Origin of the sequence: Streptomyces sp. NPDC001530 (genome assembly GCF_042894545.1) — a bacterium.
In the GTDB taxonomy this organism is placed as follows: Bacteria; Actinomycetota; Actinomycetes; order Streptomycetales; family Streptomycetaceae; genus Streptomyces.
In genome coordinates this window covers 132,552-153,636 of sequence record NZ_JBIAVS010000016.1, presented here as the reverse complement: position 1 = coordinate 153,636, position 21,085 = coordinate 132,552, and the positions used below count along the sequence as shown (strand labels likewise).

At 70.2% G+C, this 21,085-nt stretch carries 20 protein-coding genes; 14 read left to right on the top strand and 6 right to left on the bottom strand.

The window, feature by feature from the left end:
* Window positions 1-30: 30 nt before the first annotated feature.
* Window positions 31-1,119: a redox-regulated ATPase YchF gene (gene ychF / locus ACFY0T_RS31415; protein ID WP_388877928.1), complete on the bottom strand. Its 1,089-nt coding sequence runs from the start codon at window positions 1,117-1,119 to the stop codon at window positions 31-33.
* Between the two features lie 175 nt (window positions 1,120-1,294).
* Here ychF and ACFY0T_RS31410 point away from each other — a divergent pair, with 175 nt between their 5' ends.
* Window positions 1,295-1,891 carry a DUF6542 domain-containing protein gene (locus ACFY0T_RS31410; protein WP_388877925.1) on the top strand — a complete coding sequence of 199 codons (597 nt, stop codon included), beginning with the start codon at window positions 1,295-1,297 and terminating at the stop codon, window positions 1,889-1,891.
* A 467-nt stretch (window positions 1,892-2,358) separates the two neighbouring features.
* Here the strand turns inward: ACFY0T_RS31410 and ppgK are convergent, their stop codons facing one another.
* Window positions 2,359-3,108, bottom strand: coding sequence for a polyphosphate--glucose phosphotransferase (ppgK, locus tag ACFY0T_RS31405; RefSeq protein ID WP_388877922.1), 750 nt, complete (start codon window positions 3,106-3,108; stop codon window positions 2,359-2,361).
* Window positions 3,109-3,137: 29 nt separating this feature from the next.
* Window positions 3,138-4,160 (bottom strand): 4-hydroxy-3-methylbut-2-enyl diphosphate reductase, encoded by a 1,023-nt coding sequence (locus ACFY0T_RS31400; protein ID WP_388877919.1) that lies wholly within the window; start codon window positions 4,158-4,160, stop codon window positions 3,138-3,140.
* Window positions 4,161-4,638: 478 nt separating this feature from the next.
* Here ACFY0T_RS31400 and xseA point away from each other — a divergent pair, with 478 nt between their 5' ends.
* The 3 genes from xseA to ACFY0T_RS31385 all read left to right on the top strand — a co-directional run bounded on the left by xseA (window position 4,639) and on the right by ACFY0T_RS31385 (window position 6,904).
* Complete coding sequence (gene xseA / locus ACFY0T_RS31395; RefSeq protein ID WP_388877916.1) at window positions 4,639-5,847, top strand: exodeoxyribonuclease VII large subunit; 1,209 nt, start codon at window positions 4,639-4,641, stop codon at window positions 5,845-5,847.
* Between the two features lie 9 nt (window positions 5,848-5,856).
* Window positions 5,857-6,096: an exodeoxyribonuclease VII small subunit gene (locus ACFY0T_RS31390; protein ID WP_388877913.1), complete on the top strand. Its 240-nt coding sequence runs from the start codon at window positions 5,857-5,859 to the stop codon at window positions 6,094-6,096.
* A gap of 217 nt (window positions 6,097-6,313) precedes the next feature.
* Window positions 6,314-6,904, top strand: coding sequence for a malonic semialdehyde reductase (locus ACFY0T_RS31385; protein WP_388877910.1), 591 nt, complete (start codon window positions 6,314-6,316; stop codon window positions 6,902-6,904).
* A gap of 78 nt (window positions 6,905-6,982) precedes the next feature.
* On the opposite strand, the gene ACFY0T_RS31380 is transcribed toward ACFY0T_RS31385, so the two are convergent.
* Window positions 6,983-7,501, bottom strand: a complete 519-nt coding sequence (locus ACFY0T_RS31380; RefSeq protein WP_388877907.1) for a DUF4245 domain-containing protein — start codon at window positions 7,499-7,501, stop codon at window positions 6,983-6,985.
* Between the two features lie 125 nt (window positions 7,502-7,626).
* Here ACFY0T_RS31380 and glpX point away from each other — a divergent pair, with 125 nt between their 5' ends.
* The gene (gene glpX / locus ACFY0T_RS31375) at window positions 7,627-8,658 is read left to right on the top strand and encodes a class II fructose-bisphosphatase (protein WP_388877904.1); all 1,032 of its coding nucleotides are present in this window, start codon (window positions 7,627-7,629) and stop codon (window positions 8,656-8,658) included.
* Between the two features lie 225 nt (window positions 8,659-8,883).
* On the opposite strand, the gene ACFY0T_RS31370 is transcribed toward glpX, so the two are convergent.
* Together ACFY0T_RS31370 and ACFY0T_RS31365 are read right to left on the bottom strand one after the other, a co-directional pair.
* The gene (locus ACFY0T_RS31370; protein WP_388877901.1) at window positions 8,884-9,255 is read right to left on the bottom strand and encodes a WhiB family transcriptional regulator; all 372 of its coding nucleotides are present in this window, start codon (window positions 9,253-9,255) and stop codon (window positions 8,884-8,886) included.
* A 200-nt stretch (window positions 9,256-9,455) separates the two neighbouring features.
* Window positions 9,456-10,208 carry a DUF1707 domain-containing protein gene (locus ACFY0T_RS31365; RefSeq protein WP_388877898.1) on the bottom strand — a complete coding sequence of 251 codons (753 nt, stop codon included), beginning with the start codon at window positions 10,206-10,208 and terminating at the stop codon, window positions 9,456-9,458.
* 180 nt (window positions 10,209-10,388) lie between these two features.
* Between ACFY0T_RS31365 and ACFY0T_RS31360 the strand changes: the two genes are divergently transcribed.
* From ACFY0T_RS31360 to ACFY0T_RS31320, 9 genes are all read left to right on the top strand, one after another.
* Window positions 10,389-12,056: a fumarate hydratase gene (locus ACFY0T_RS31360; RefSeq protein WP_388877895.1), complete on the top strand. Its 1,668-nt coding sequence runs from the start codon at window positions 10,389-10,391 to the stop codon at window positions 12,054-12,056.
* 145 nt (window positions 12,057-12,201) lie between these two features.
* Entirely contained in the window at window positions 12,202-12,702 is a 501-nt protein-coding gene (locus ACFY0T_RS31355; RefSeq protein ID WP_388877893.1) for an SH3 domain-containing protein, read from the top strand.
* Between the two features lie 226 nt (window positions 12,703-12,928).
* Window positions 12,929-13,738: a DUF2690 domain-containing protein gene (locus tag ACFY0T_RS31350; RefSeq protein WP_388877890.1), complete on the top strand. Its 810-nt coding sequence runs from the start codon at window positions 12,929-12,931 to the stop codon at window positions 13,736-13,738.
* A gap of 119 nt (window positions 13,739-13,857) precedes the next feature.
* Window positions 13,858-15,273 (top strand): class II fumarate hydratase, encoded by a 1,416-nt coding sequence (locus ACFY0T_RS31345; RefSeq protein WP_388877888.1) that lies wholly within the window; start codon window positions 13,858-13,860, stop codon window positions 15,271-15,273.
* Between the two features lie 105 nt (window positions 15,274-15,378).
* Window positions 15,379-16,071 carry a DUF402 domain-containing protein gene (locus ACFY0T_RS31340; RefSeq protein WP_388877885.1) on the top strand — a complete coding sequence of 231 codons (693 nt, stop codon included), beginning with the start codon at window positions 15,379-15,381 and terminating at the stop codon, window positions 16,069-16,071.
* Between the two features lie 119 nt (window positions 16,072-16,190).
* Complete coding sequence (locus ACFY0T_RS31335; protein ID WP_388877882.1) at window positions 16,191-16,421, top strand: hypothetical protein; 231 nt, start codon at window positions 16,191-16,193, stop codon at window positions 16,419-16,421.
* Window positions 16,403-18,610: a SpoIIE family protein phosphatase gene (locus ACFY0T_RS31330; RefSeq protein WP_388877880.1), complete on the top strand. Its 2,208-nt coding sequence runs from the start codon at window positions 16,403-16,405 to the stop codon at window positions 18,608-18,610. The genes ACFY0T_RS31335 and ACFY0T_RS31330 overlap by 19 nt, the downstream gene beginning before the upstream one ends.
* A 150-nt stretch (window positions 18,611-18,760) precedes the next feature.
* Window positions 18,761-20,224, top strand: coding sequence for a catalase (locus ACFY0T_RS31325; RefSeq protein WP_388877878.1), 1,464 nt, complete (start codon window positions 18,761-18,763; stop codon window positions 20,222-20,224).
* 118 nt (window positions 20,225-20,342) lie between these two features.
* Window positions 20,343-20,945: a hypothetical protein gene (locus tag ACFY0T_RS31320; protein WP_388877876.1), complete on the top strand. Its 603-nt coding sequence runs from the start codon at window positions 20,343-20,345 to the stop codon at window positions 20,943-20,945.
* Window positions 20,946-21,085: the final 140 nt, after the last annotated feature.

Here is a 21,085-nt window from a genome sequence, read left to right as displayed (position 1 = left end):
CGAATCGCCTAGCGCACAGTAACGAACCGGTCACACATTGAAGCGGAACTCCACCACGTCGCCGTCCTGCATGACGTAGTCCTTGCCCTCCATGCGGGCCTTGCCCTTGGCGCGGGCCTCGGCGACCGAGCCGGTCTCGACCAGGTCGGCGAAGGAGATGACCTCCGCCTTGATGAAGCCTTTCTGGAAGTCGGTGTGGATGACACCGGCGGCCTCGGGGGCGGTGGCGCCCCTCTTGATGGTCCAGGCGCGGGATTCCTTGGGGCCGGCCGTCAGATAGGTCTGCAGGCCGAGGGTGTTGAAGCCGACGCGGGCCAGGGTCGTGAGGCCCGGCTCCTCGGCGCCCACCGACTCCAGGAGCTCCATCGCGTCCTCCTCGTCGAGCTCGGCGAGGTCCGCCTCCAGCTTGGCGTTGAGGAAGATCGCCTCGGCGGGGGCGACCAGGGCGCGCTGCTCGGCCTTGAAGTCGTCGTCGACCAGCTCGTCCTCGTCCACGTTGAAGACGTAGAGGAACGGCTTGGTGGTCAGCAGGTGCAGGTCGTGCAGCAGCTCTTCGTTGCCGGAGCCCTGGACGATGCCCTGCGAGAAGAGGGTGTCGCCCTTCTCCAGGATCTCCTTCGCCGCCTCCACCGCGGCGACCTTGGGAGCGACGTCCTTCTTGATGCGCGACTCCTTCTGGAGGCGCGGCAGGACCTTCTCGATCGTCTGGAGGTCGGCGAGGATCAGCTCGGTGTTGATCGTCTCGATGTCGTCCTTGGGCGAGACCTTGCCGTCGACGTGCACGACGTTCTCGTCCTTGAAGGCACGGATGACCTGGCAGATCGCGTCGGACTCGCGGATGTTCGCGAGGAACTTGTTGCCCAGGCCCTCACCCTCCGAAGCGCCCTTCACGATGCCCGCGATGTCGACGAAGTCGACGGTCGCCGGGAGGATGCGCTGCGAACCGAAGATCCCGGCGAGCTGGGTGAGACGCGCGTCCGGGACGCCGACCACGCCCACGTTCGGCTCGATCGTCGCGAACGGGTAGTTGGCCGCGAGCACGTCGTTCTTGGTCAGGGCGTTGAACAGGGTCGACTTGCCGACATTGGGCAGACCGACGATTCCGATCGTGAGCGACACGTTGCGACTTCCCGTACGTGAGGATGGGCGAAGGGCCCTCGGAGAGCGCGGGCCGATCCACCAGTCTACGGCGTGCCGCGTTCCGCACCGGCGACGTATCGAACGCTTGGCCAAGGTGTGGCCAACGGCGTGTCTGAGGGGCTATTCGACACATAAACCGACCTAAGTTGGTCCAGTGGAGCAACACAGGACGCGTCCCCCTCAGCACAGACCACGACGCGGCGCGCCGGTTCCGGCGCAGGCCGCGCGGGGCGCGGCCCTCGATGCCCGACGGAGCGCCCCGGTGGCGCGTCGGCCCCCGCCTCCGCTGGTCCAGGCCGTGCGGCGGATGCCGAACCCCCGGCTCACCGGGCTGGGCAGCGGGCTGTTCTGCGTCGCGGTGATGTTCGCGCTCGCCTGCCTCGACCAGTTGCTGTTCGAGGCGTCGTTAGTGGTGTACGGGGTGCTGTTCGTGCCCGTGTGTGCGCTGACCGCCGTGTGGGTGCGGCGGGGGGATCTGGTGACCGCGCCCGTCGTCGTGCCGATCGCCTTCGCCATCGGGCTGGTGCCGGTCGCCGACAGCGGCGGGGGGTTCGGGGGCCGGGTCATGGGGCTCTTCACCGCGCTGGCCACGCAGGCGGGGTGGTTGTACGGGGGCACGCTGGTCGCCGGTCTGATCGTCACCTTCCGGAAGGTGCGGCTGATGACCCGGCGGGCGGCTCAACGACGGGCCCAAGCCGCCGCTTCGCGGCGATCTCTCCCACCCGCCCGCCCGTCTCGGCCAACCGGATAGCCCGACTCGAAACGACATCGCGGAAGCCGGCCCCCAGGGCAAAGGGAGGCGGGAAAACGCGCGTCGGCGAAACCGAGACGGCGGGTGCCCGGCTCTCGGAGAGACGCCGGGTGACCCTGCTCTCGGAGAGACGCCGGGGAACACGGGACGCCGGGTCACCCGGCCCTCGGGGGCGCGCCGGGGAAGAACCGGACACCGGATCACGCGGCCCTCGAGGAAACGCCGGGAAGACGAGACACCGGGTCACCCGGCCCTCGAGGAAACGCCAGGGAAGACCGGACGCCGGGTCACCCGGCCCTCGAGGAAACGCCGGGAAGACGAGACACCGGGTCACCCGGCCCTCGAGGAAACGCCAGGGAAGACCGGACGCCGGGTGACCGGGTCCTCGAGGAAACGCCGGGGAAGACCGGGCGCCGGGGGAAGCCGAGACCCCGGGCGGCCGTGGAAGCCGGGTCGGCGAGCCGGGACTACATCGCCGCCTTGGCCGCTCTCATCGCCGCCCCCACGATCCCCGCGTTGTTCTGCAGCTGTGCCGGGACGATCTCCGCCTTGATGCCGGCGATGAGGGGCAGGAACTTGTCGGCCTTGCGGCTGACACCGCCGCCGATGATGAAGAGCTCGGGCGAGAAGAGCATCTCGACATGGGCCAGGTACCTTTGCACCCGGTGGGCCCAGCGCTCCCACGACAGCTCGTGGTCCTCCTTGGCCTTGGTGGAGGCGCGCTTCTCCGCGTCGTGGCCGCCCAGCTCCAGGTGTCCCAGCTCCGTGTTCGGGACCAGCTCGCCGTCGATGAAGAGGGCGCTGCCGATGCCCGTGCCGAAGGTGAGGAGGATGACCGTGCCCTGGCGGTCGCGCCCGGCGCCGAACTGCACCTCGGCGACGCCCGCCGCGTCCGCGTCGTTCAGCACGGTCACCGGAAGGCCGTCCAGTCGGTCGCTGAGCAGGGCGCGCGCGTCGGTGTCGATCCAGTCCTTGTCGACATTGGCCGCCGTACGGATCGTGGCGCCGCCGGTGACCACCCCGGGGAAGGTGATGCCGACCGGGCCCGTCCAGCCGAAGTGGCCGACGACCTCCTTCACGCCGTCGGCCACCGCGTCGGGCGTCGCCGGGTGCGGAGTGAGCACCTTGTAACGCTCCTCCGCCAGGTCGCCGCGGTCCAGGTCCACGGGAGCGCCCTTGATACCGGAACCGCCAATGTCCACACCGAAGATCTGCATGGCCCTACGTTACGTCGTACGACTGACAGTCACTTCTCGGGCGTACCTGCCGTACCGGCCGTACGCCGCTCCACCAGCGCCGCCGCCTCCGCGCGCAGATCGCGGCGCAGCTCCTTCGGCAGCGAGAAGGTGATGGACTCCTCGGCGGCCTTGACGATCTCCACGTCCTCGAAGCCGCGCCGCGACAGCCACTCCAGGACCTGCTCGACCAGGACCTCCGGGACGGAGGCGCCCGAGGTGACGCCGACCGTGGTCACGCCCTCCAGCCACGCCTCCTCGATCTCGTCGGCGAAGTCCACGAGGTACGCGTCGCGCGCGCCCGCGAGCTTGGCGACCTCGACGAGCCGCTTGGAGTTGGAGGAGTTCCGCGAGCCGACCACGATCACCAGGTCCGCCTCCGCGCCCATCTGCTTCACCGCCAGCTGACGGTTCTGCGTCGCGTAGCAGATGTCGTCGCTCGGCGGGGAGATGAGCTGCGGGAACTTCTCCTTCAGCGCGTCGACCGTCTCCATGGTCTCGTCGACCGACAGCGTGGTCTGGGAGAGCCAGACGACCTTGGAGGGGTCGCGGACCTCGACCTTGGCGACGTCCCCGGGGCCGTCGACCAGGGTGATGTGCTCGGGTGCCTCGCCGGAGGTGCCGATGACTTCCTCGTGGCCCTCGTGCCCGATGAGGAGGATGTCGAAGTCCTCGCCTGCGAAGCGGACGGCTTCCTTGTGGACCTTGGTGACCAGCGGGCAGGTCGCGTCGATGGTGGCGAGCTTGCCTGCCGCGGCCTCGTCGTGGACGACCGGGGCGACGCCGTGCGCCGAGAACATGACGATGGACCCCTCGGGGACCTCCGCCGTCTGCTCGACGAAAATCGCACCCTTCTTTTCCAGGGTCTGCACGACGTACTTGTTGTGGACGATTTCGTGCCGGACATAGATCGGGGCCCCGTACTGCTCGAGGGCCTTCTCGACGGCGATCACGGCGCGGTCCACGCCCGCGCAGTAGCCCCGGGGGGCGGCGAGCAGGACACGGCGGCCAGGCGAAGCAGTCATGCACCCCATCGTAAGGCCGCGCCCGGCGGGTCAAAGATCGCCTCGATCCCTCAGCCGAGACCTGTATCACCCATCCACAACCTCCTTGGACAGAACACGTAGGACGGGGATCCCCGACATGGCCCCCGGTGAGCGCGTCCCGCCTTCTGCCGTCCCCGGGTCGGGGCCGTGCCGGTACATCCGCCCGTCGCGGGGTGGGCCTTCTTTTGTGAAGGTGCACTTGGCTGTCGTGAGCGACGGGCATTCGATGTACCGGCACGGCCCCTCCGGTCGTCTTGCGGCTGCGGGTGCGTGGGGGGCCGGTGCCCGTCTGCCGGACGCCGTGACATAGCTGCAAGCCCGGCCTGGCGTAGCTGCGAGCCGCCGTCGCATAGCTGCGGGCCGTCGTGCCGCGGGGGCGGCACGGGTGGGCGTAGCGGCAACCCCGCGGCGCCGGGTTCCTCCCGCCCACGCGGCGTTGTCGGTGGTGGCCGTTAGTCTCGGGCGCATGGCTCTCAACACGTCCGCGGACGCTCCGCTGCCCGTCGGTGAGGTGTCGCGGCTCATCGGGGGGTGGATCGACCGGCTCGGCGCGGTGTGGGTCGAGGGGCAGATCACCCAGTTGTCGCGGCGCCCGGGTGCGGGTGTCGTCTTTCTGACGCTGCGCGATCCGTCGTTCGACATCTCCGTGAGCGTGACCTGTTATCGGCAGGTGTTCGACGCCGTCGCCGACGTGGTGAGCGAGGGCGCTCGTGTCGTCGTACACGCGAAGCCCGAGTGGTATGCGCCGCGGGGGCAGTTGTCGCTGCGGGCCGCCGAGATCAAGCCGGTGGGAGTGGGTGAACTGCTCGCCCGGCTCGAGCAGTTGAAGAAGTCGCTGGCGAGTGAGGGGCTGTTCGCGGCCGAGCGCAAGAAGCCGCTGCCGTTCCTGCCGCAGCTCATCGGGCTGGTGTGCGGGCGCGCGTCGGCGGCGGAGCGGGACGTGCTGGAGAACGCGCGGCACCGCTGGCCGGCCGTCCGCTTCGAAGTCCGCAACGTCGCCGTGCAGGGCGTGCACGCGGTGCCGCAGGTCGTGCAGGCCGTGAAGGACCTGGACGCACTGGACGACGTCGACGTGATCATCGTGGCGCGCGGCGGCGGCAGCGTGGAGGACCTGCTGCCGTTCTCGGACGAGCAGCTCGTACGGGCCGTGGCGGCGTGCCGTACGCCCGTCGTATCGGCCATCGGGCACGAACCCGACAACCCGCTGCTCGACCACGTGGCCGACCTGCGCGCGTCCACACCGACCGACGCCGCCAAGAAGGTCGTGCCGGACGTCGGCGAGGAGTACGAGCGGGTGCGGTTCCTGCGGGACCGGGCGCGGCGCTGCGTGCAGTCGTTCATCGAGCGGGAGGAGCGGGGGCTCGCGCACGCGCTGGCCCGGCCCTCGATAGAGGATCCGCACCGCATGATCGACGAGCGGGCGGGCCAGGTCGACTCGCTGCTCGACCGCGGCCGGCGCACCCTCGGGCACCTCCTCGACCGCGCCGACTCCGAGCTGACGCATACGCACGCGCGCGTGGTGGCCCTCTCCCCCGCCGCGACCCTCCAGCGGGGATACGCGGTACTGCAGAAGGCCGACGGACATGTGGTCCGGGGGCCGGACGAGGTGGCGGCGGGCGAGGCGCTGCGGGCGCGGGTCGCCGAGGGTGAATTCTCCGTACGAGTCGATGCATAGGGTGGGCGCATGACCAGCAAGGTGGACGAGGCGCTCGGGTACGAGCAGGCGCGGGACGAGCTCATCGAGGTGGTACGACGCCTGGAGGCGGGCGGTACGACCCTGGAGGAGTCCCTCGCGCTGTGGGAGCGGGGCGAGGAGCTGGCGAAGGTGTGCCGGCGGTGGCTGGAGGGGGCACGCAAGCGCCTCGACGCGGCGCTCGCGGAAGAGGGAGAAGAGGGCGAGGGCGGCTCGGCCGGTTCCGCGTAGGGCCGGGGGTCGGCCGACTCCGAGCGGGGTAGGACGGGGCGCCGGTCGGCCCCGATCGGTTCCGGGGACACCGAGCCCGGCTAGTCCTTGAAAGTTGGAGCATATGTGAAGTGGATCACCCTGCCCCGATTTTAATTGAACCTTAAACCTTCCTGTCGTACTGTCGAGACGCAAGCCGATCCCCCCGGATCCCCGCTCGTTCCCGAGAAGGTTCACCATGTCTCTCGTTCTTGACCCCGCCGCCCAGGACCTGCTGTTCCGTGAGGCCCGCACCGCGAACACGTTCACCGACGAGCCGGTGACCGACGAGCAGGTGCAGGCGATCTACGACCTGGTCAAGTACGGCCCGACCGCCTTCAACCAGTCGCCGCTGCGCATCACCCTGGTCCGCTCCGCCGAGGCCCGTGAGCGCCTGGTGAAGCACATGGCCGAGGGCAACCAGCCGAAGACGGCCACCGCCCCGCTGGTCGCGATCCTCTCCGCGGACAACGAGTTCCACGAGGAGCTCCCGGCCCTCTTCCCGCACTTCCCGGCCGCCAAGGACGTCTTCTTCTCCGAGCGCCCGGCCCGTGAGGGTGCCGCTTCCCTGAACGCCGCGCTGCAGGCCGCGTACTTCATCATCGGCGTCCGCGCCGCCGGTCTCGCCGCCGGCCCGATGACCGGTGTCGACTTCGCGGGCGTCCAGAAGGAGTTCCTGGACGACGACCACACCCCGCTCATGGTCGTCAACATCGGCAAGCCGGGCGAGGACGCCTGGTTCCCGCGCTCCCCGCGCCTGGAGTTCGACGAGGTCGTCACGACCGTCTGATCCCCCCGCAGGTACGAGAAGGGCCCCCGGCAATGGCGCCGGGGGCCCTTCTCGTAGGTCCGCCTCGTATGTCCGCGCTCAGGACGTCTCCAGCGCCTGCGCCATCTTCGTCAGCTGGGCGAACGACGCCGTGCCGGTCACCACTGTGGTGGAGCCCTTGCCCTTGAGTACGAGGGCGTCGTACTTGTCGCCGTCGTAGCGCTGCCACGTCCGGTCGCCGATGCGCTGGGTCGTGTTCGTGTCCTCGGCGCCCTGGGTGGCCGTGTCGATGAACACCGCGGGCTTCTGCGTGGACTGCTCGATCGCCACGTACTGGCCGTCGGGGTCGTGGAAGCCGAGGTGCCAGGCGTCGAACTCCGCGCCGTTGTACCGCACCGACGTCGCCTTCCACTCCTTGGGCAGGCCCCCGGGCGCCGCCACGGGATAGCTCGCCGCGCGGCGCGCCGTGAGCAGCTCGACCCGGTAGTCGACACGCTTGAGCGGAGGCTCGGAGTCGTCGTGCGGGATAAAGATGTAGATGACGCCCGCCATGAGCCCGATGAGGCCCAGGGAGAGAATCATGTCCCGGACCGACTGCTTGCCTTTCGTACCTGCCACGCACCTATCGTCGCAGGTACCCTGCCCTGCTCATCCGTGGGGTCCTCTGCTCATTTTGTCTGCCTAACGATAGAGTCGGGCCACACCCTCATCCGGCCGTCGTCGTATCAGAAAGGTGCGCTCCGATGACCGAGCATCATCTGCCGTCCGAACTCGAGGTCCCTTCCGAGGCCCCCGACCGAAATCTCGCCCTGGAACTGGTCCGCGTCACCGAGGCCGCCGCGATGGCCGCGGGCCGCTGGGTCGGCCGCGGCGACAAGAACGGCGCCGACGGCGCCGCCGTCCGGGCCATGCGGACCCTCGTCTCCACCGTCTCGATGAACGGCGTCGTCGTCATCGGTGAGGGTGAGAAGGACGAGGCCCCGATGCTCTTCAACGGGGAGCGCGTCGGCGACGGGACCGGCCCCGAGTGCGACATCGCCGTCGACCCGATCGACGGGACCACGCTCACCGCCAAGGGCATGTCGAACGCGATCGCCGTGCTCGCCGCCGCAGACCGCGGCACCATGTTCGACCCGTCCGCGGTCTTCTACATGGACAAGCTGGTCACCGGCCCGGAGGCCGCAGACTTCGTCGACATCAACGCGCCCGTCTCGGTGAACATCCGGCGGGTCGCCAAGGCCAAGCGCTCCACCCCCGAGGACGTCACGGTCGTCATCCTCGACCGGCCGCGCCACGAAGGGATCATCAAGGAGATCCGGGAGACCGGCGCACGCATCAAGCTGATCTCCGACGGCGATGTCGCCGGCTCGATCCTGGCCCTGCGCGAGGGCACCGGCATCGACCTGCTGCTCGGCATCGGCGGTACGCCCGAGGGCATCATCTCGGCCTGTGCGGTCAAGTGCCTCGGCGGCACCATCCAGGGCAAGCTGTGGCCCAAGGACGACGAGGAGCGGCAGCGGGCGATCGACGCCGGTCACGACCTCGACCGCGTGCTGACCACGGACGACCTGGTCTCCGGCGAGAACGTCTTCTTCGTCGCGACCGGCATCACGGACGGCGAGCTGCTGCGCGGGGTGCGGTACCGCGCCGAGACCGCGACGACCGAGTCGATCGTGATGCGGTCCAAGTCCGGCACGGTGCGGCAGATCAGGTCGGAGCACCGGCTGAGCAAGCTGCGGGCTTACAGCGCGATTGACTTCGACCGGGCGAAGTAGCTCCCGCGGGGTCGCTCCGCCGGGGGCGCCGGGGAACTGCGGTCGTGGGTGTGTGCGGGCAGTTCGTGGCTGGTCGCGCCCACGCGGCCGGAGCCGCATGATGCCCACGCCCCCACGCGGCGGAGCCACATGATGTCACCGCCCCGCGCCCCTTACGGGGCGCGGGACAGCAGCGGGAAAGGGGCGCCCCTGTGCGGAGGGGCGCCCCTTTCCCGTGTGTTCCGGCTAGCCGGCCGCCGCTATCGTCCCCCGCGCGGCCTTCTTGAGTTCCAGTTCGCGGCGGCGGCGCCGGGCGAGGACCACGCGGCGCTCGGCGGCGGTGAGGCCGCCCCAGACGCCGTAGGGCTCGGGTTGCAGGAGCGCGTGTTCGCGGCATTCGACCATGACAGGGCAGCGGGCACAGACGCGCTTCGCCGCCTCCTCACGGGACAGCCGTGCCGCGGTGGGTTCCTTGGAGGGGGCGAAGAACAGGCCGGCTTCGTCTCGTCGGCACACGGCCTCCGTATGCCATGGGGCTTCCTGATCCCTGTCCCGCACTGGCGCCCGCCGGGCCGGAAGGGCAGCTACCTGCAGGGACTGATGCGGCGGTTGCAGCACGGTCTACTCCTGACGACGGCTTCGCGAGCGTGCCGGGCGCCGCGGAAAGTTCCACAGCGCCCTCCAAGAGACGATGCAGCAAGGCCTACCCGCTGTGCGCGTGCCTATGCACTGAGTTCCGAAGCCCCGGGAATTCTCGTACGCGGCAGGGCTCGTACAACTGGACCAATGCGCTGACGGAGCCGCCGAATTCACAAGCGTCAACGGTCCAGGTGCTTGCGCAAACTCCTGTCGACCCGGTCGGCCACGCGCTCGGTCACACGGCCCGTCACCCGGTCGAGGATGTCCGCGATCAGCTTGCCCCGCTTGGGTCTTGCCTCGACGTTCCCCAGCACGGCCAGTCCGTCGACGTAGACGACCGGTGCGTGGGGGTCGCCCGAATCCAGCGTGTCCACTTCGAAGTTGCCCAGCACGCCGCCGCCGTTGCCCCGCAGCGAGACGTTCTCCGGGACGCGGATCTCCACGCTGCCGAAGACCGAGATCACCTTGATCACGACCTGTTGGTACTCGAAGATCGCCTCGCTGAGGTCTATCTCGATACTGCCGAAGATCGAGTACGCGTGGATACGCCGGCCCGCGCGCCAGCGGCCCTTGCGGACCGCGGCGCTGAAGACCGCCACCACGTTCTCGTCGGCCTCCGCGGGGAGCGCGTCCGCGGTGGGGCGGTTGGGCGCGGAGGTGTACGCCGGGGCCGTGCGGCCGGTGTGGGCGGCGGGCAGGTCCCGTACGAACTGGTCGAGCTCGCCGACGGTCTTCGTGGCCAGCACCCCCTCGACCCGCTCGGCGTGCTCCTCGGCGGTCAGGCGCCCCTCGGCGAGCGCCTCGCGCAGGATGTCGGCGATACGGTCGCGGTCGGCGTCCGAGGCGCGGAGGTCGGTCGGCTTGGCCGCCGTCGGTGGGGGCGGCGTCGCCGTCGTGGTGGCGGTCGGGTCGGAGCGCTTCTGAAGGTCCACGGCAGCAGCGTACCCAAACGCGATAGATCGCGACTACCCCTTCTCGCGACACCTGTGGAAAACCCGCCACCGCACCAACTGAGCCTTACCTCACAGACTCGGTGTCCGTAGCAGGTTCTACGCTGGTGGGCGCTGCCAATGGAGGCACGCCGCTGTCTGTCTAGTGAGGAATGGGCGACAATGCCTGAGTTCGCGTACACCGATCTGCTCCCCCAGGGAGAGGACACCACCCCGTACCGGCTGGTGACCTCCGAGGGTGTCTCCACCTTCGAGGCCGACGGGCGCACGTTCCTCAAGGTCGAGCCGGAGGCGCTGCGCAAGCTCGCCGAGGAGGCCATCCACGACATCCAGCACTACCTGCGCCCGGCCCACCTCGCGCAGCTGCGCCGGATCATCGACGACCCCGAGGCGTCCAGCAACGACAAGTTCGTCGCGCTGGACCTCCTGAAGAACGCGAACATCGCGGCCGCGGGCGTCCTCCCCATGTGCCAGGACACCGGCACGGCGATCGTCATGGGCAAGCGCGGGCAGAACGTGCTCACGGAGGGCGGCGACGAGGCGGCCCTCTCGCGCGGCATCTACGAGGCGTACAAGAACCTGAACCTGCGCTACTCGCAGATGGCTCCGCTCACCATGTGGGAGGAGAAGAACACGGGCTCGAACCTGCCGGCGCAGATCGAGCTGTACGCGACCGACGGCGGCGCCTACAAGTTCCTCTTCATGGCCAAGGGCGGCGGCAGCGCCAACAAGAGCTTCCTCTACCAGGAGACGAAGGCCGTTCTGAACGAGGCCTCCATGATGAAGTTCCTGGAGGAGAAGATCCGTTCGCTCGGTACGGCCGCCTGCCCGCCGTACCACCTCGCGATCGTCGTCGGCGGTACGAGCGCCGAGTACGCCCTGAAGACCGCGAAGTACGCCTCCGCGCACTACCTGGACGAGATTCCGGCCGAGGGTTCCGAGCTCGGGCACGGCTTCCGGGACAAGGACCTGGAGGAGAAGGTCTTCGAGCTGACCCAGAAGATCGGGATCGGCGCGCAGTTCGGCGGCAAGTACTTCTGCCACGACGTGCGCGTGGTGCGTCTCCCGCGACACGGTGCGTCCTGCCCCGTCGCCATCGCCGTGTCCTGCTCCGCCGACCGTCAGGCCGTCGCGAAGATCACGGCGGAGGGCGTCTTCCTGGAGCAGCTGGAGACCGACCCGGCGCGTTTCCTGCCGGAGACCACCGACGAGCACCTCGACGAGTCAGGTGACGTCGTCAAGATCGACCTGAACCAGCCGATGGACGACATCCTCGCCGAGCTGACCAAGTACCCGGTCAAGACCCGGCTCTCGCTCTCCGGCCCGCTCGTCGTGGCTCGCGACATCGCGCACGCCAAGATCAAGGAGCGGCTCGACGCGGGTGAGGAGATGCCGCAGTACCTGAAGGACCACCCGGTGTACTACGCGGGCCCGGCGAAGACGCCCGAGGGGTACGCGTCCGGCTCCTTCGGCCCGACGACCGCCGGCCGCATGGACTCCTACGTGGAGCAGTTCCAGGCGGCGGGTGGCTCCAAGGTGATGCTGGCGAAGGGCAACCGGTCGCAGCAGGTCACGGACGCGTGCGATGCGCACGGCGGCTTCTACCTGGGCTCCATCGGCGGGCCCGCGGCCCGTCTTGCCCAGGACTGCATCAAGAAGGTCGAGGTCGTCGAGTACGAGGAGCTCGGCATGGAGGCCGTCTGGAAGATCGAGGTCGAGGACTTCCCGGCGTTCATCGTGGTCGACGACAAGGGCAACGACTTCTTCCAGAACCCCGCCCCCGAGCCGACGTTCACCCACATCCCGGTCCGGGGGCCCGGGCTGGCGTAGCGTCCCGGAACACCGCTGGATCTGGATTTCGTCCCACTTCGTCCCAGGAACGAGTGGGACGGCATCCTTGCGCATTTTGCCGGAAAAGCTCCGTGCTGACTGGATCACGACCAGTGATCCGCAGGTCAACTCGGAGGGAATTCCCATGATTCGACGCACCTTGCGTAACGGTCTGGTGGCCGCGATCGCGGCCGTCGCCGCCTTTCCGGTGACGGCCGTCGCCGCCACCGCCCCGGCGGCGCACACTCCCGGCTCGGGCACGCCCCCGCGCATCTCGGTGCCCAGCTGGTACCTGCCGGCACCGCTGGCGCCGCAGCACCACGCCCGACGCCACGTGACGACCCACGTACGGCACCACGTGGCGGCCCCCGCCCGGCGTCACGTCACGACCCACGCCCGGCACCGCGTCACGGTCCACACCTGGGGTCGTGTGACGACCCACCGCCTGCGGCTGAACGTCCGGTCCGGGCCGGGAACCGGCTACCGGGTCATCGGCTCGCGGCCCGTCGGCCATGTCATGGCCATCACCTGCAAGAAGCAGGGCTCCAACGTCCTGGGCAACCCGCGCTGGTACAAGCTCGCCCACCACAAGGGCTACGTCTCCGCCCGCTACGTCATGAACCTCGGCCCCGTGCGCTGGTGCTGAGGAGCGCTCCGCCGCTCATGGCATCCGGTGCCGCCTGGCGGGGCGAGGTTCACCCCGCCGGGCGGTACTAGCAGTCGATCAGCCGATCACACCGCCTCCCGATGGCGAAACAGCAGGTCAACTCCCCTTCATATTCCGGTGATCGGGGTGTGCCCCGGCGCCGCGCACGGGAACACATCAGGGCGGTCACCCCCCGGCACGGCGAGGGAGCGAGATGGAGAGCCACGTGACGGTCAAGAGACAGCCGCTGCCCGACTCGTCGGACGACGCGGAGCAGCTCCTGGTGGAGCGACTCCGCGCCCTCAAGCAGCGGACGGGACTGAGTCTGGCCGCGCTGGCCACCGCCACCCCGTTCAGCAAGTCGACGTGGCACCGCTATCTGAACGGCGACCAGTTCCCGCCGCGCGCGGCCGTCGAGGCACTCGGCCGGCTTGCGGACACCGACCCCGGGCCGCTCCTGACCCTGTGGGACGCCGCGGCCCGAGCCCAGTCCAGGGCGGCGAAGCCGACCGCACCACATCAGGCACCCGGCCCGGCCGCCCCCGTACCCACTCCCGTCCGCGCCGGGCGCCTCCATCGGCCGAATCGGGCCGTCGTCGCCCTCGCGGCGGTGGCCGCCACGGTGGTGGTCACCGCGGGCGCGGCGGACGTCCTCGACCTGGACGACGCGGTGGCACGCCACGCGGCCGCCTCCTGTCGCGGCAGCGCCTGCCAGGGGGAGTTCCCGACCGCCGAGACCTGCGGGCGTGACGCGCGTACGGAGAGCACCGTCGTCAAGGCCGCCCAGGTCGTACTGCTGCGGTTCTCCCCGTCCTGCGCCACGGTCTGGTCCGAGGTGCGCACCCGGGCCGGCGGCGCGCGGGAGATCTCGATCAGGTCGGGTCGGGACGAGCTGTCCGCCATCTACCCGGGCGACGCGTCGGACGGCTACAGCAGCCCGATGCTGGCGGCCTCGAGCCCGCGAGGGGCGCAGGCATGCGCCAAGGTCGGCGGGAAACCGGCGTGCACCGGCCTGTTCGGCATCCGGCGCCGCTGACCACCCGTCACGCCCAGGTCACTCCCCCACAGGCCGACCGGCGGACACTCCGTTCCCGTCGCCTGCCACGGGAACACGGGGCACGTCCGCGATGCTGTCCTGATTGGAGGTGGTCGGCAATGGCCGATGAACAGGCAGCTGAGCAGGCAGAAGTCCCGTACCGGATCGAGCACGACTCCATGGGCGAGGTCCGTGTCCCGGCGGACGCCAAGTGGCGGGCGCAGACGCAGCGCGCCGTGGAGAACTTCCCCATCTCGGGGCAGCACCTCGAACGCGCGCACATCGAGGCCCTCGCCCGCATCAAGGGAGCTGCCGCCAAGGTCAACGCGCGGCTCGGGGTGCTCGACAAGGACGTCGCGGAGGCCATCCAGGAGGCGGCCGGTGAGGTCGCCGAGGGGCGTTGGGACGCGCACTTTCCCGTCGACGTCTTCCAGACGGGCTCCGGTACGTCCTCCAACATGAACACCAACGAGGTCATCGCCACGCTCGCGACCGAGCGGCTCGGCAAGGACGTACACCCCAATGACCATGTGAACGCGTCGCAGTCGTCGAACGACGTCTTCCCCTCCTCGATCCACATCGCCGCCACCGCAGCCGTCACCCGCGATCTCATCCCCGCGCTGGAGCGGCTCGCCTCCTCGCTCTCGTGGAAGTCCGAGGAGTTCGCCGGCGTCGTGAAGTCCGGGCGTACGCACCTGATGGACGCGACGCCCGTGACGCTGGGGCAGGAGTTCGGCGGGTACGCGGCCCAGGTGCTGTACGGGGTCGAGCGTCTCCAGGCCTCGCTGCCGCGGCTGGCCGAACTGCCGCTCGGGGGAACGGCCGTGGGGACCGGGATCAACACCCCGCCCGGGTTCTCCGCCGCCGTCATCGCGGAGGTGGCCCGGGACACGGGGCTGCCGCTCACCGAGGCCCGCGACCACTTCGAGGCGCAGGGGGCGCGCGACGGGATCGTCGAGACCAGCGGGCAACTGCGGACCATCGCCGTCGGGCTGACCAAGATCGCCAACGACCTCCGGTGGATGGCGTCGGGGCCGCGGACCGGACTGGCCGAGATCAGTCTCCCGGATCTGCAGCCGGGGTCCTCGATCATGCCCGGCAAGGTGAACCCCGTCATCCCCGAGGCCGTGTTGATGGTCGCCGCCCAGGTGATCGGGAACGACGCCACCGTCGCCACGGCCGGAGCGGCCGGCAACTTCGAGCTCAACGTCATGCTGCCCGTCATCGCGAGGAACGTCCTGGAGTCGATCCGGCTGCTCGCGAACGTCTCGCGGCTGCTCGCCGACCGCACCGTCGACGGGATCGTCGCGCACCGCGAGCGGGCCCGCGAGTACGCCGAGTCGTCACCGTCCGTGGTCACGCCGCTGAACAAGTACATCGGGTACGAGGAGGCCGCCAAGGTGGCCAAGAAGGCGCTGGCGGAGCGGAAGACCATTCGCCAAGTCGTCCTGGAGTCCGGGTACGTGGAGCGCGGTGACCTCACGCTGAAGCAGCTCGACGAGGCGTTGGATGTCCTGCGGATGACGTATCCGTAACGGCGTTCGACCTGCTGATGACGCCTCCGTAACGGCATGTGTCCGGTGGCGAGAACCGTGACGCGCGCCGCAGCGTCGTATGCCTCGGGCACCTAATATCTGGTCATGGCAGACGGTGGAGCGGTGAGAGAAGTGGAAGCGGGCGGGTCGACGGCGCACTGGGCCCCCGGGAGTCACATCCTGTGGCGGTACCGGGAGAACGCCGGCCCGCGCTTGCACATCTGCCGCCCCGTGACCGTCGTACGGGACGACGACGAGCTGCTCGCGGTGTGGATGGCGCCGGGCACGGAGTGTGTGAAGCCGGTGCTCGCCGACGGTACGCCGGTGCACGGGGAGCCGCTCGAGTCGCGCTACACCAAGGCCCGTACGGTGCGCCGCGACCGCTGGTTCGGCACCGGGGTACTGAAGCTGGCGCGGCCCGGCGACGCCTGGTCGGTGTGGCTGTTCTGGCAGCCGGGCTGGCGTTTCAAGAACTGGTACGTGAACCTGGAGGCGCCGCTGTCCCGTTGGGAGGGCGGGGTCGACTCCGAGGATCACTTCCTGGACATCTCCGTGCACCCGGACCGGAGTTGGCGCTGGCTCGACGAGGACGAGTTCGCGATGGCGCAGCGGGCCGGTCTGATGGACGCTCAACTGGCCGCGCGAGTAAGGGAAGCGGGGTTGTCCGCGGTGGAGGTGATCCGCGCCTGGGGCGCGCCGTTCTCGGACGGCTGGCAGCACTGGCGCCCGGATCCGTCCTGGCCGGTTCCCGCCCTGCCCGATGACTGGGACCGTACGCCCGCGCACGTGTCCTCATGAGACCCTTGATGCGCCCCCGTGGTACAACCGTAGGATCGTCTTCCGCAAGGGCGCACGGCAGCAACAACTCCCGCAGTATGAGCCGGGCTTGACCATACGTCACCGAGGGGCGGCAGGACGTGAGCGAGGGGTACGAGGGCCACGACGGCGCGGCCCGCAGACGGCCGTGGCGACCGCGCGGGCTCGCCACGGCGTCCGCGCCGACGACGGCGTTCCCGTCGATGCGGGCCGTACCCGGCCCTGACGACGCGCAGATTCCGTTCCTGGGGCACACATTCCGGGTATCGGGGCTGCGGGACGAACTGCACGCACGGCGCGCAGCCCCGGACGGATGGATTCGACACGCGTGACGGAGCACCCCACCTCGCACGAGCGCCGCCAGCCCGGCGCCGGCCGGCCGCCCGCCCCCGCGGACCCCCGCGGGGCGCTCCTGCGTTCCCCGGAGCAGTCGTCCACGCTGCCGGGCGCCGCCGCGTTACCCGTCCAGGCCCGCACGGGCGACGTTCCCATGGGCCCCGGTACGACCACGGCCTGCGGCAAGCACGGCCCCACCGGCGGTCAGGCCTCCGCCGGCACCGACATGTCCTCTTCCCCCGGCTCCGCCCCTTCGCCTGGCTCCCCCTCGGCGCCCGGCACCGGCGCGCCCACACCGCCGCCCGCCTCCCCCGGCCCCGAGCACTCCCAGCCCTCGGCCACCGAGCCCGATCCGCACCGCCCGCGCCCAGCTCCCGACGGCATCCCGGCCCAGCCCGCCGACGAGAAGGACCGCCCGTCGGGGAGCCCCGGCGGCAAGGACCGGCGCACCGGGCAGGGGCTGCCGCCCGGCGGCCCGATGCCGATGCGGCGCGACGGGGACCGGCTGCGCTTCGTGGGCGCCGCGACCCGCCGGATCGCCCGGGGCATCGACCTCGACGAGATCGTGATGGGCCTGTGCCGGGCCACCGTGCCGACGTTCTCGGACGCGATCCTCGTCTATCTGCGCGACCCGCTGCCCGTCGGCGACGAGCGGCCCACCGGCCCCGTCGTGCTGCGGCTGCGGCGCACCGACCGGATTCCTGAGGAGCGGGACACCGACGGCGGCTTCATGCCCGCGCTCCATCCCGAGCCCAGCGAGCTGCAGGCGATGACGGCCGAGCTGTGCGAGGTGCGCCCCGGCGGTGCCCTCGCCGAGGTGCTGCGCGGCGTACGGCCGGTGTTCGCGGACGCGCCCGCCGCCCGCGCCGCGCTGCCCGAGCTGCTCGGCGACGACCTGGCCGTGCCGAGCGGGCAGCGCGCGATCCTCGCTCCGCTGCGCGGCCGCCGCCGGGTGATCGGCGCGGCGCTGTTCCTGCGCCGCCCGGAGCGGCTCGCCTTCGAGGCCGACGATCTGCTGGTCGCCGCCCAGCTCGCCACGCACAGCGCGCTCGGCATCGACAAGGCGGTGCTGTACGGGCGCGAGGCGTACATCGCCGACGAGCTGCAGCGCACGATGCTGCCCGAGACCCTGCCGCGGCCCACGGGCGTACGGCTGGCGTCCCGCTATCTGCCCGCCGCGGAGACCGCGCGCGTCGGCGGCGACTGGTACGACGCGATTCCGCTGCCGGGCAGCCGCGTCGCCCTGGTCGTCGGTGACGTCATGGGCCACTCCATGACGTCGGCGGCCATCATGGGCCAGCTGCGGACGACGGCGCAGACCCTCGCCGGGCTCGATCTGCCGCCGCAGGAGGTGCTGCACCACCTCGACGAGCAGGCCCAGCGGCTCGGCACCGACCGCATGGCGACCTGCCTGTACGCCGTCTACGACCCGGTCTCGCACCGCATCACCATCGCCAACGCGGGCCATCCGCCGCCGGTCCTGCTGCACCTGGGCGGGCGGGCCGAGGTGCTGCGGGTGCCACCGGGTGCCCCCATCGGCGTGGGCGGGGTGGATTTCGAGGCGGTGGAGCTGGACGCGCCCGCGGGCGCCACGCTGCTGCTCTACACGGACGGTCTTGTCGAGTCCCGCCTGCGCGACGTGTGGACGGGGATAGAGCAGCTGCGGGAGCGGCTCGCGGCCACCGCGCAGCTGACCGGGCCCGACCATCCGCCGCCGCTGGAAGCGCTGTGCGACGAGGTGCTCGACATGCTCGGCCCGGGCGACCGGGACGACGACATCGCGCTGCTCGCCGCCCGCTTCGACGGGATCGCGCCGAGCGATGTCGCGTACTGGTTCCTGGAGCCGGAGGACGCGGCCCCGGGGCGGGCCCGGCGGCTGGCCCGGCGTGCGCTGTCCCGCTGGGGTATGGAGGACATGACCGACTCCGTGGAGCTGCTCGTCAGCGAGGTCGTCACGAACGCCGTGCGCTATGCGTCACGGCCGGTGACGCTGCGGCTGCTGCGGACGGACGTACTGCGCTGCGAGGTCGGCGACGACGTGCCGCAGCTGCCGCGGCTGCGGCAGGCGCGCGCCACGGACGAGGGCGGACGCGGGCTCTATCTGGTCAACAAACTGGCCAGACGGTGGGGTGCGACACGGCTCAGCACCGGAAAGGTGGTCTGGTTCGAATTGAACCGCGGCTGAGGGGTACCCGCGCGGGGCGCCCCCGGCAGTCGTTCAGAACGGAACCGACTTTGGACCCCGTCCAAATGTTGCCGACATCCCGTCGGCGGCGTTGACTGCTGGGGTGAGCGAAGCGACCTGACGACCCTCTGCTGTGACGGGAGGACGCTCGTGACGCAGGCACCCCAGAAGACGCCGTACACCACGAACAACGCCGGAGTCCCGGTGGAGAGCGACGAACACTCGCTCACCGTCGGGCCCGACGGCGCGATTCTGCTCCAGGACCACTACCTCATCGAGAAGATGGCCCAGTTCAACCGCGAACGGGTCCCCGAGCGGGTGGTGCACGCCAAGGGCGCGGGCGCGTACGGATTCTTCGAAGTCACCAATGACATCAGTCAGTTCACCAAGGCCGATCTCTTCCAGCCGGGCAGGCGCACCGAGATGCTGGCCCGGTTCTCCACCGTGGCCGGCGAGCAGGGCTCGCCCGACACCTGGCGCGACCCGCGTGGCTTCGCACTCAAGTTCTATACGGAGTACGGCAATTACGACCTGGTGGGGAACAACACCCCCATCTTCTTCGTCCGTGACCCGCAGAAGTTCCAGGACTTCATCCGCTCGCAGAAGCGCCGGCCCGACAGCGGGCTGCGCGACAACGACATGCAGTGGGACTTCTGGACGCTGTCCCCCGAGTCCGCGCACATGGTGACGTGGCTGATGGGCGACCGCGGCATCCCGAAGACGTACCGCAACATGAACGGCTACTCCTCCCACACCTATATGTGGGTCAACGGCGGAGGCGAGAGGTTCTGGGTCAAGTACCACATCAAGACGGACCAGGGCATCGACTTCCTCACCCAGGCCGAGGCGGACGAGCTCGCCGGTATCGACGGTGATGTCCACCGCCGCGACCTGTACGAGTCGATCAAGTCCGGGAACGCGCCGAGCTGGACCATGAACGTGCAGATCATGCCGTTCGAGGACGCGCCGGACTACCGCTTCAATCCGTTCGACCTGACCAAGGTGTGGCCGCACGGCGACTACCCGCTGATCGAGGTCGGCCGGATGACGCTCGACAAGAATCCGGAGAACTACTTCGTCCACATCGAGCAGGCCGCCTTCGAGCCCTCGAACCTGGTGCCGGGCATCGGCCCGTCCCCGGACAAGATGCTGCTCGGCCGGCTCTTCTCGTACCCGGACACCCACCGCTACCGGATCGGCCCCAACTACGCCCAGCTGCCGCCGAACCGGCCGCACGCTCCGGTCAACTCGTACGCGAAGGACGGCCCGATGCGCTACGAAGCGGCGAACACCGGCGCCGTGTACGCGCCCAACTCGTACGGCGGTCCGGAGGCGGACGTCCAGCGGTTCGGCGACCCCGCGGGGTGGCAGACGGCGGGCGAGATGGTCCGCGAGGCGTACGAACTGCACCGCGAGGACGACGACTGGGGCCAGCCGGGCACGATGGTCCGCCAGGTCCTCGACGACGCGGCCCGCGACCGCCTCGTATCGAACGTCAGCGGCCATCTGAAGGCCGGCGTGTCACGTCCGGTCCTGGACCGCGCGGTGCAGTACTGGCGCAACATCGACAAGGAGATCGGCGACCGGATCTCCCACAACGTCAACGGAGACTGAGCACCGGGGCATTCAGGGGCAGGCAGCGTGGCGCCCGAGGCGGGTCGAGCGGACTCGCCTCGGGCGCCATGCTCTTGTGGTGGGGTGGGAGGGCAGCATCCAGACGTGAGGACGAACCGTGCAGTTTCAAGACGTACTGAACCGTCTCGACCGGTGGCTGGAAGTCAATTCGCCGGATGATCTCGGCACGTTGAACCCGCCGGCGACCGCGTCGGAGATCAACGCCATCGCCGAGAACAGGTTCTCGCTCATCCCCGAGATCCGGACGTGGCTCGGGCATCACAACGGCGTCTCCACCCATCTCCGGCACAGCGGCCCCGGCGGCTTCCTTCCGGGCGGCCACTATCCGGTCGACGCCGAACGCATGACGAACGGCCTGCGGGACATGGAGCAGGACGTGGCGTGGAGCCTGGAGGACGGCAACGCGGACTTCGTGGTGGGCGCGACGGCCCATGTGATGTGGGTGCCCATCAGCAGTACGCACACCGGGGTGGAGCTGGTCGTGGACCACCGCGAGGGGCCGACGTACGGCGCCGTTCTGGAGATCGACCAGGATCTGGAGCTGTGGGGCGTCGTGCGCTGGAAGAGCCTGTCCGAGATGTTCCAGGAGACGCTCGAAGCGCTGGAGACCGGGCGGCCTGTCGTCACGGCAATCGGCGGGGAGATCCGTCCCGAGACGGTTCGTGCATCGGACGGTACGAGCAGCGTCGTCTGGCGGTGACGCGAGACGGCTGGGCGTGGGGGGGGCCGCCCGCCCCCGCCCCCCCCCCCCCCGGCCCCCCCGGGGGGGGGGGGGGGGGGCGGGGCGCCCCCCCCCCCCCCCGGGGGGGGGGGACCCCAACCCGCCCCCACCAAGTTGAA

What these genes read in the sequence shown, in the direction of transcription:
- ppgK (WP_388877922.1), bottom strand. Translation starts at nt 3,108, where the DNA reads ATGCAGATCTTCGGTGTGGACATTGGCGGTTCCGGTATCAAGGGCGCT.
- ACFY0T_RS31400 (WP_388877919.1), bottom strand. Translation starts at nt 4,160, where the DNA reads ATGGGGTGCATGACTGCTTCGCCTGGCCGCCGTGTCCTGCTCGCCGCC.
- xseA (WP_388877916.1), top strand. Translation starts at nt 4,639, where the DNA reads ATGGCTCTCAACACGTCCGCGGACGCTCCGCTGCCCGTCGGTGAGGTG.
- ACFY0T_RS31390 (WP_388877913.1), top strand. Translation starts at nt 5,857, where the DNA reads ATGACCAGCAAGGTGGACGAGGCGCTCGGGTACGAGCAGGCGCGGGAC.
- ACFY0T_RS31385 (WP_388877910.1), top strand. Translation starts at nt 6,314, where the DNA reads ATGTCTCTCGTTCTTGACCCCGCCGCCCAGGACCTGCTGTTCCGTGAG.
- glpX (WP_388877904.1), top strand. Translation starts at nt 7,627, where the DNA reads ATGACCGAGCATCATCTGCCGTCCGAACTCGAGGTCCCTTCCGAGGCC.
- ACFY0T_RS31360 (WP_388877895.1), top strand. Translation starts at nt 10,389, where the DNA reads ATGCCTGAGTTCGCGTACACCGATCTGCTCCCCCAGGGAGAGGACACC.
- ACFY0T_RS31355 (WP_388877893.1), top strand. Translation starts at nt 12,202, where the DNA reads ATGATTCGACGCACCTTGCGTAACGGTCTGGTGGCCGCGATCGCGGCC.
- ACFY0T_RS31345 (WP_388877888.1), top strand. Translation starts at nt 13,858, where the DNA reads ATGGCCGATGAACAGGCAGCTGAGCAGGCAGAAGTCCCGTACCGGATC.
- ACFY0T_RS31340 (WP_388877885.1), top strand. Translation starts at nt 15,379, where the DNA reads ATGGCAGACGGTGGAGCGGTGAGAGAAGTGGAAGCGGGCGGGTCGACG.
- ACFY0T_RS31330 (WP_388877880.1), top strand. Translation starts at nt 16,403, where the DNA reads ATGGATTCGACACGCGTGACGGAGCACCCCACCTCGCACGAGCGCCGC.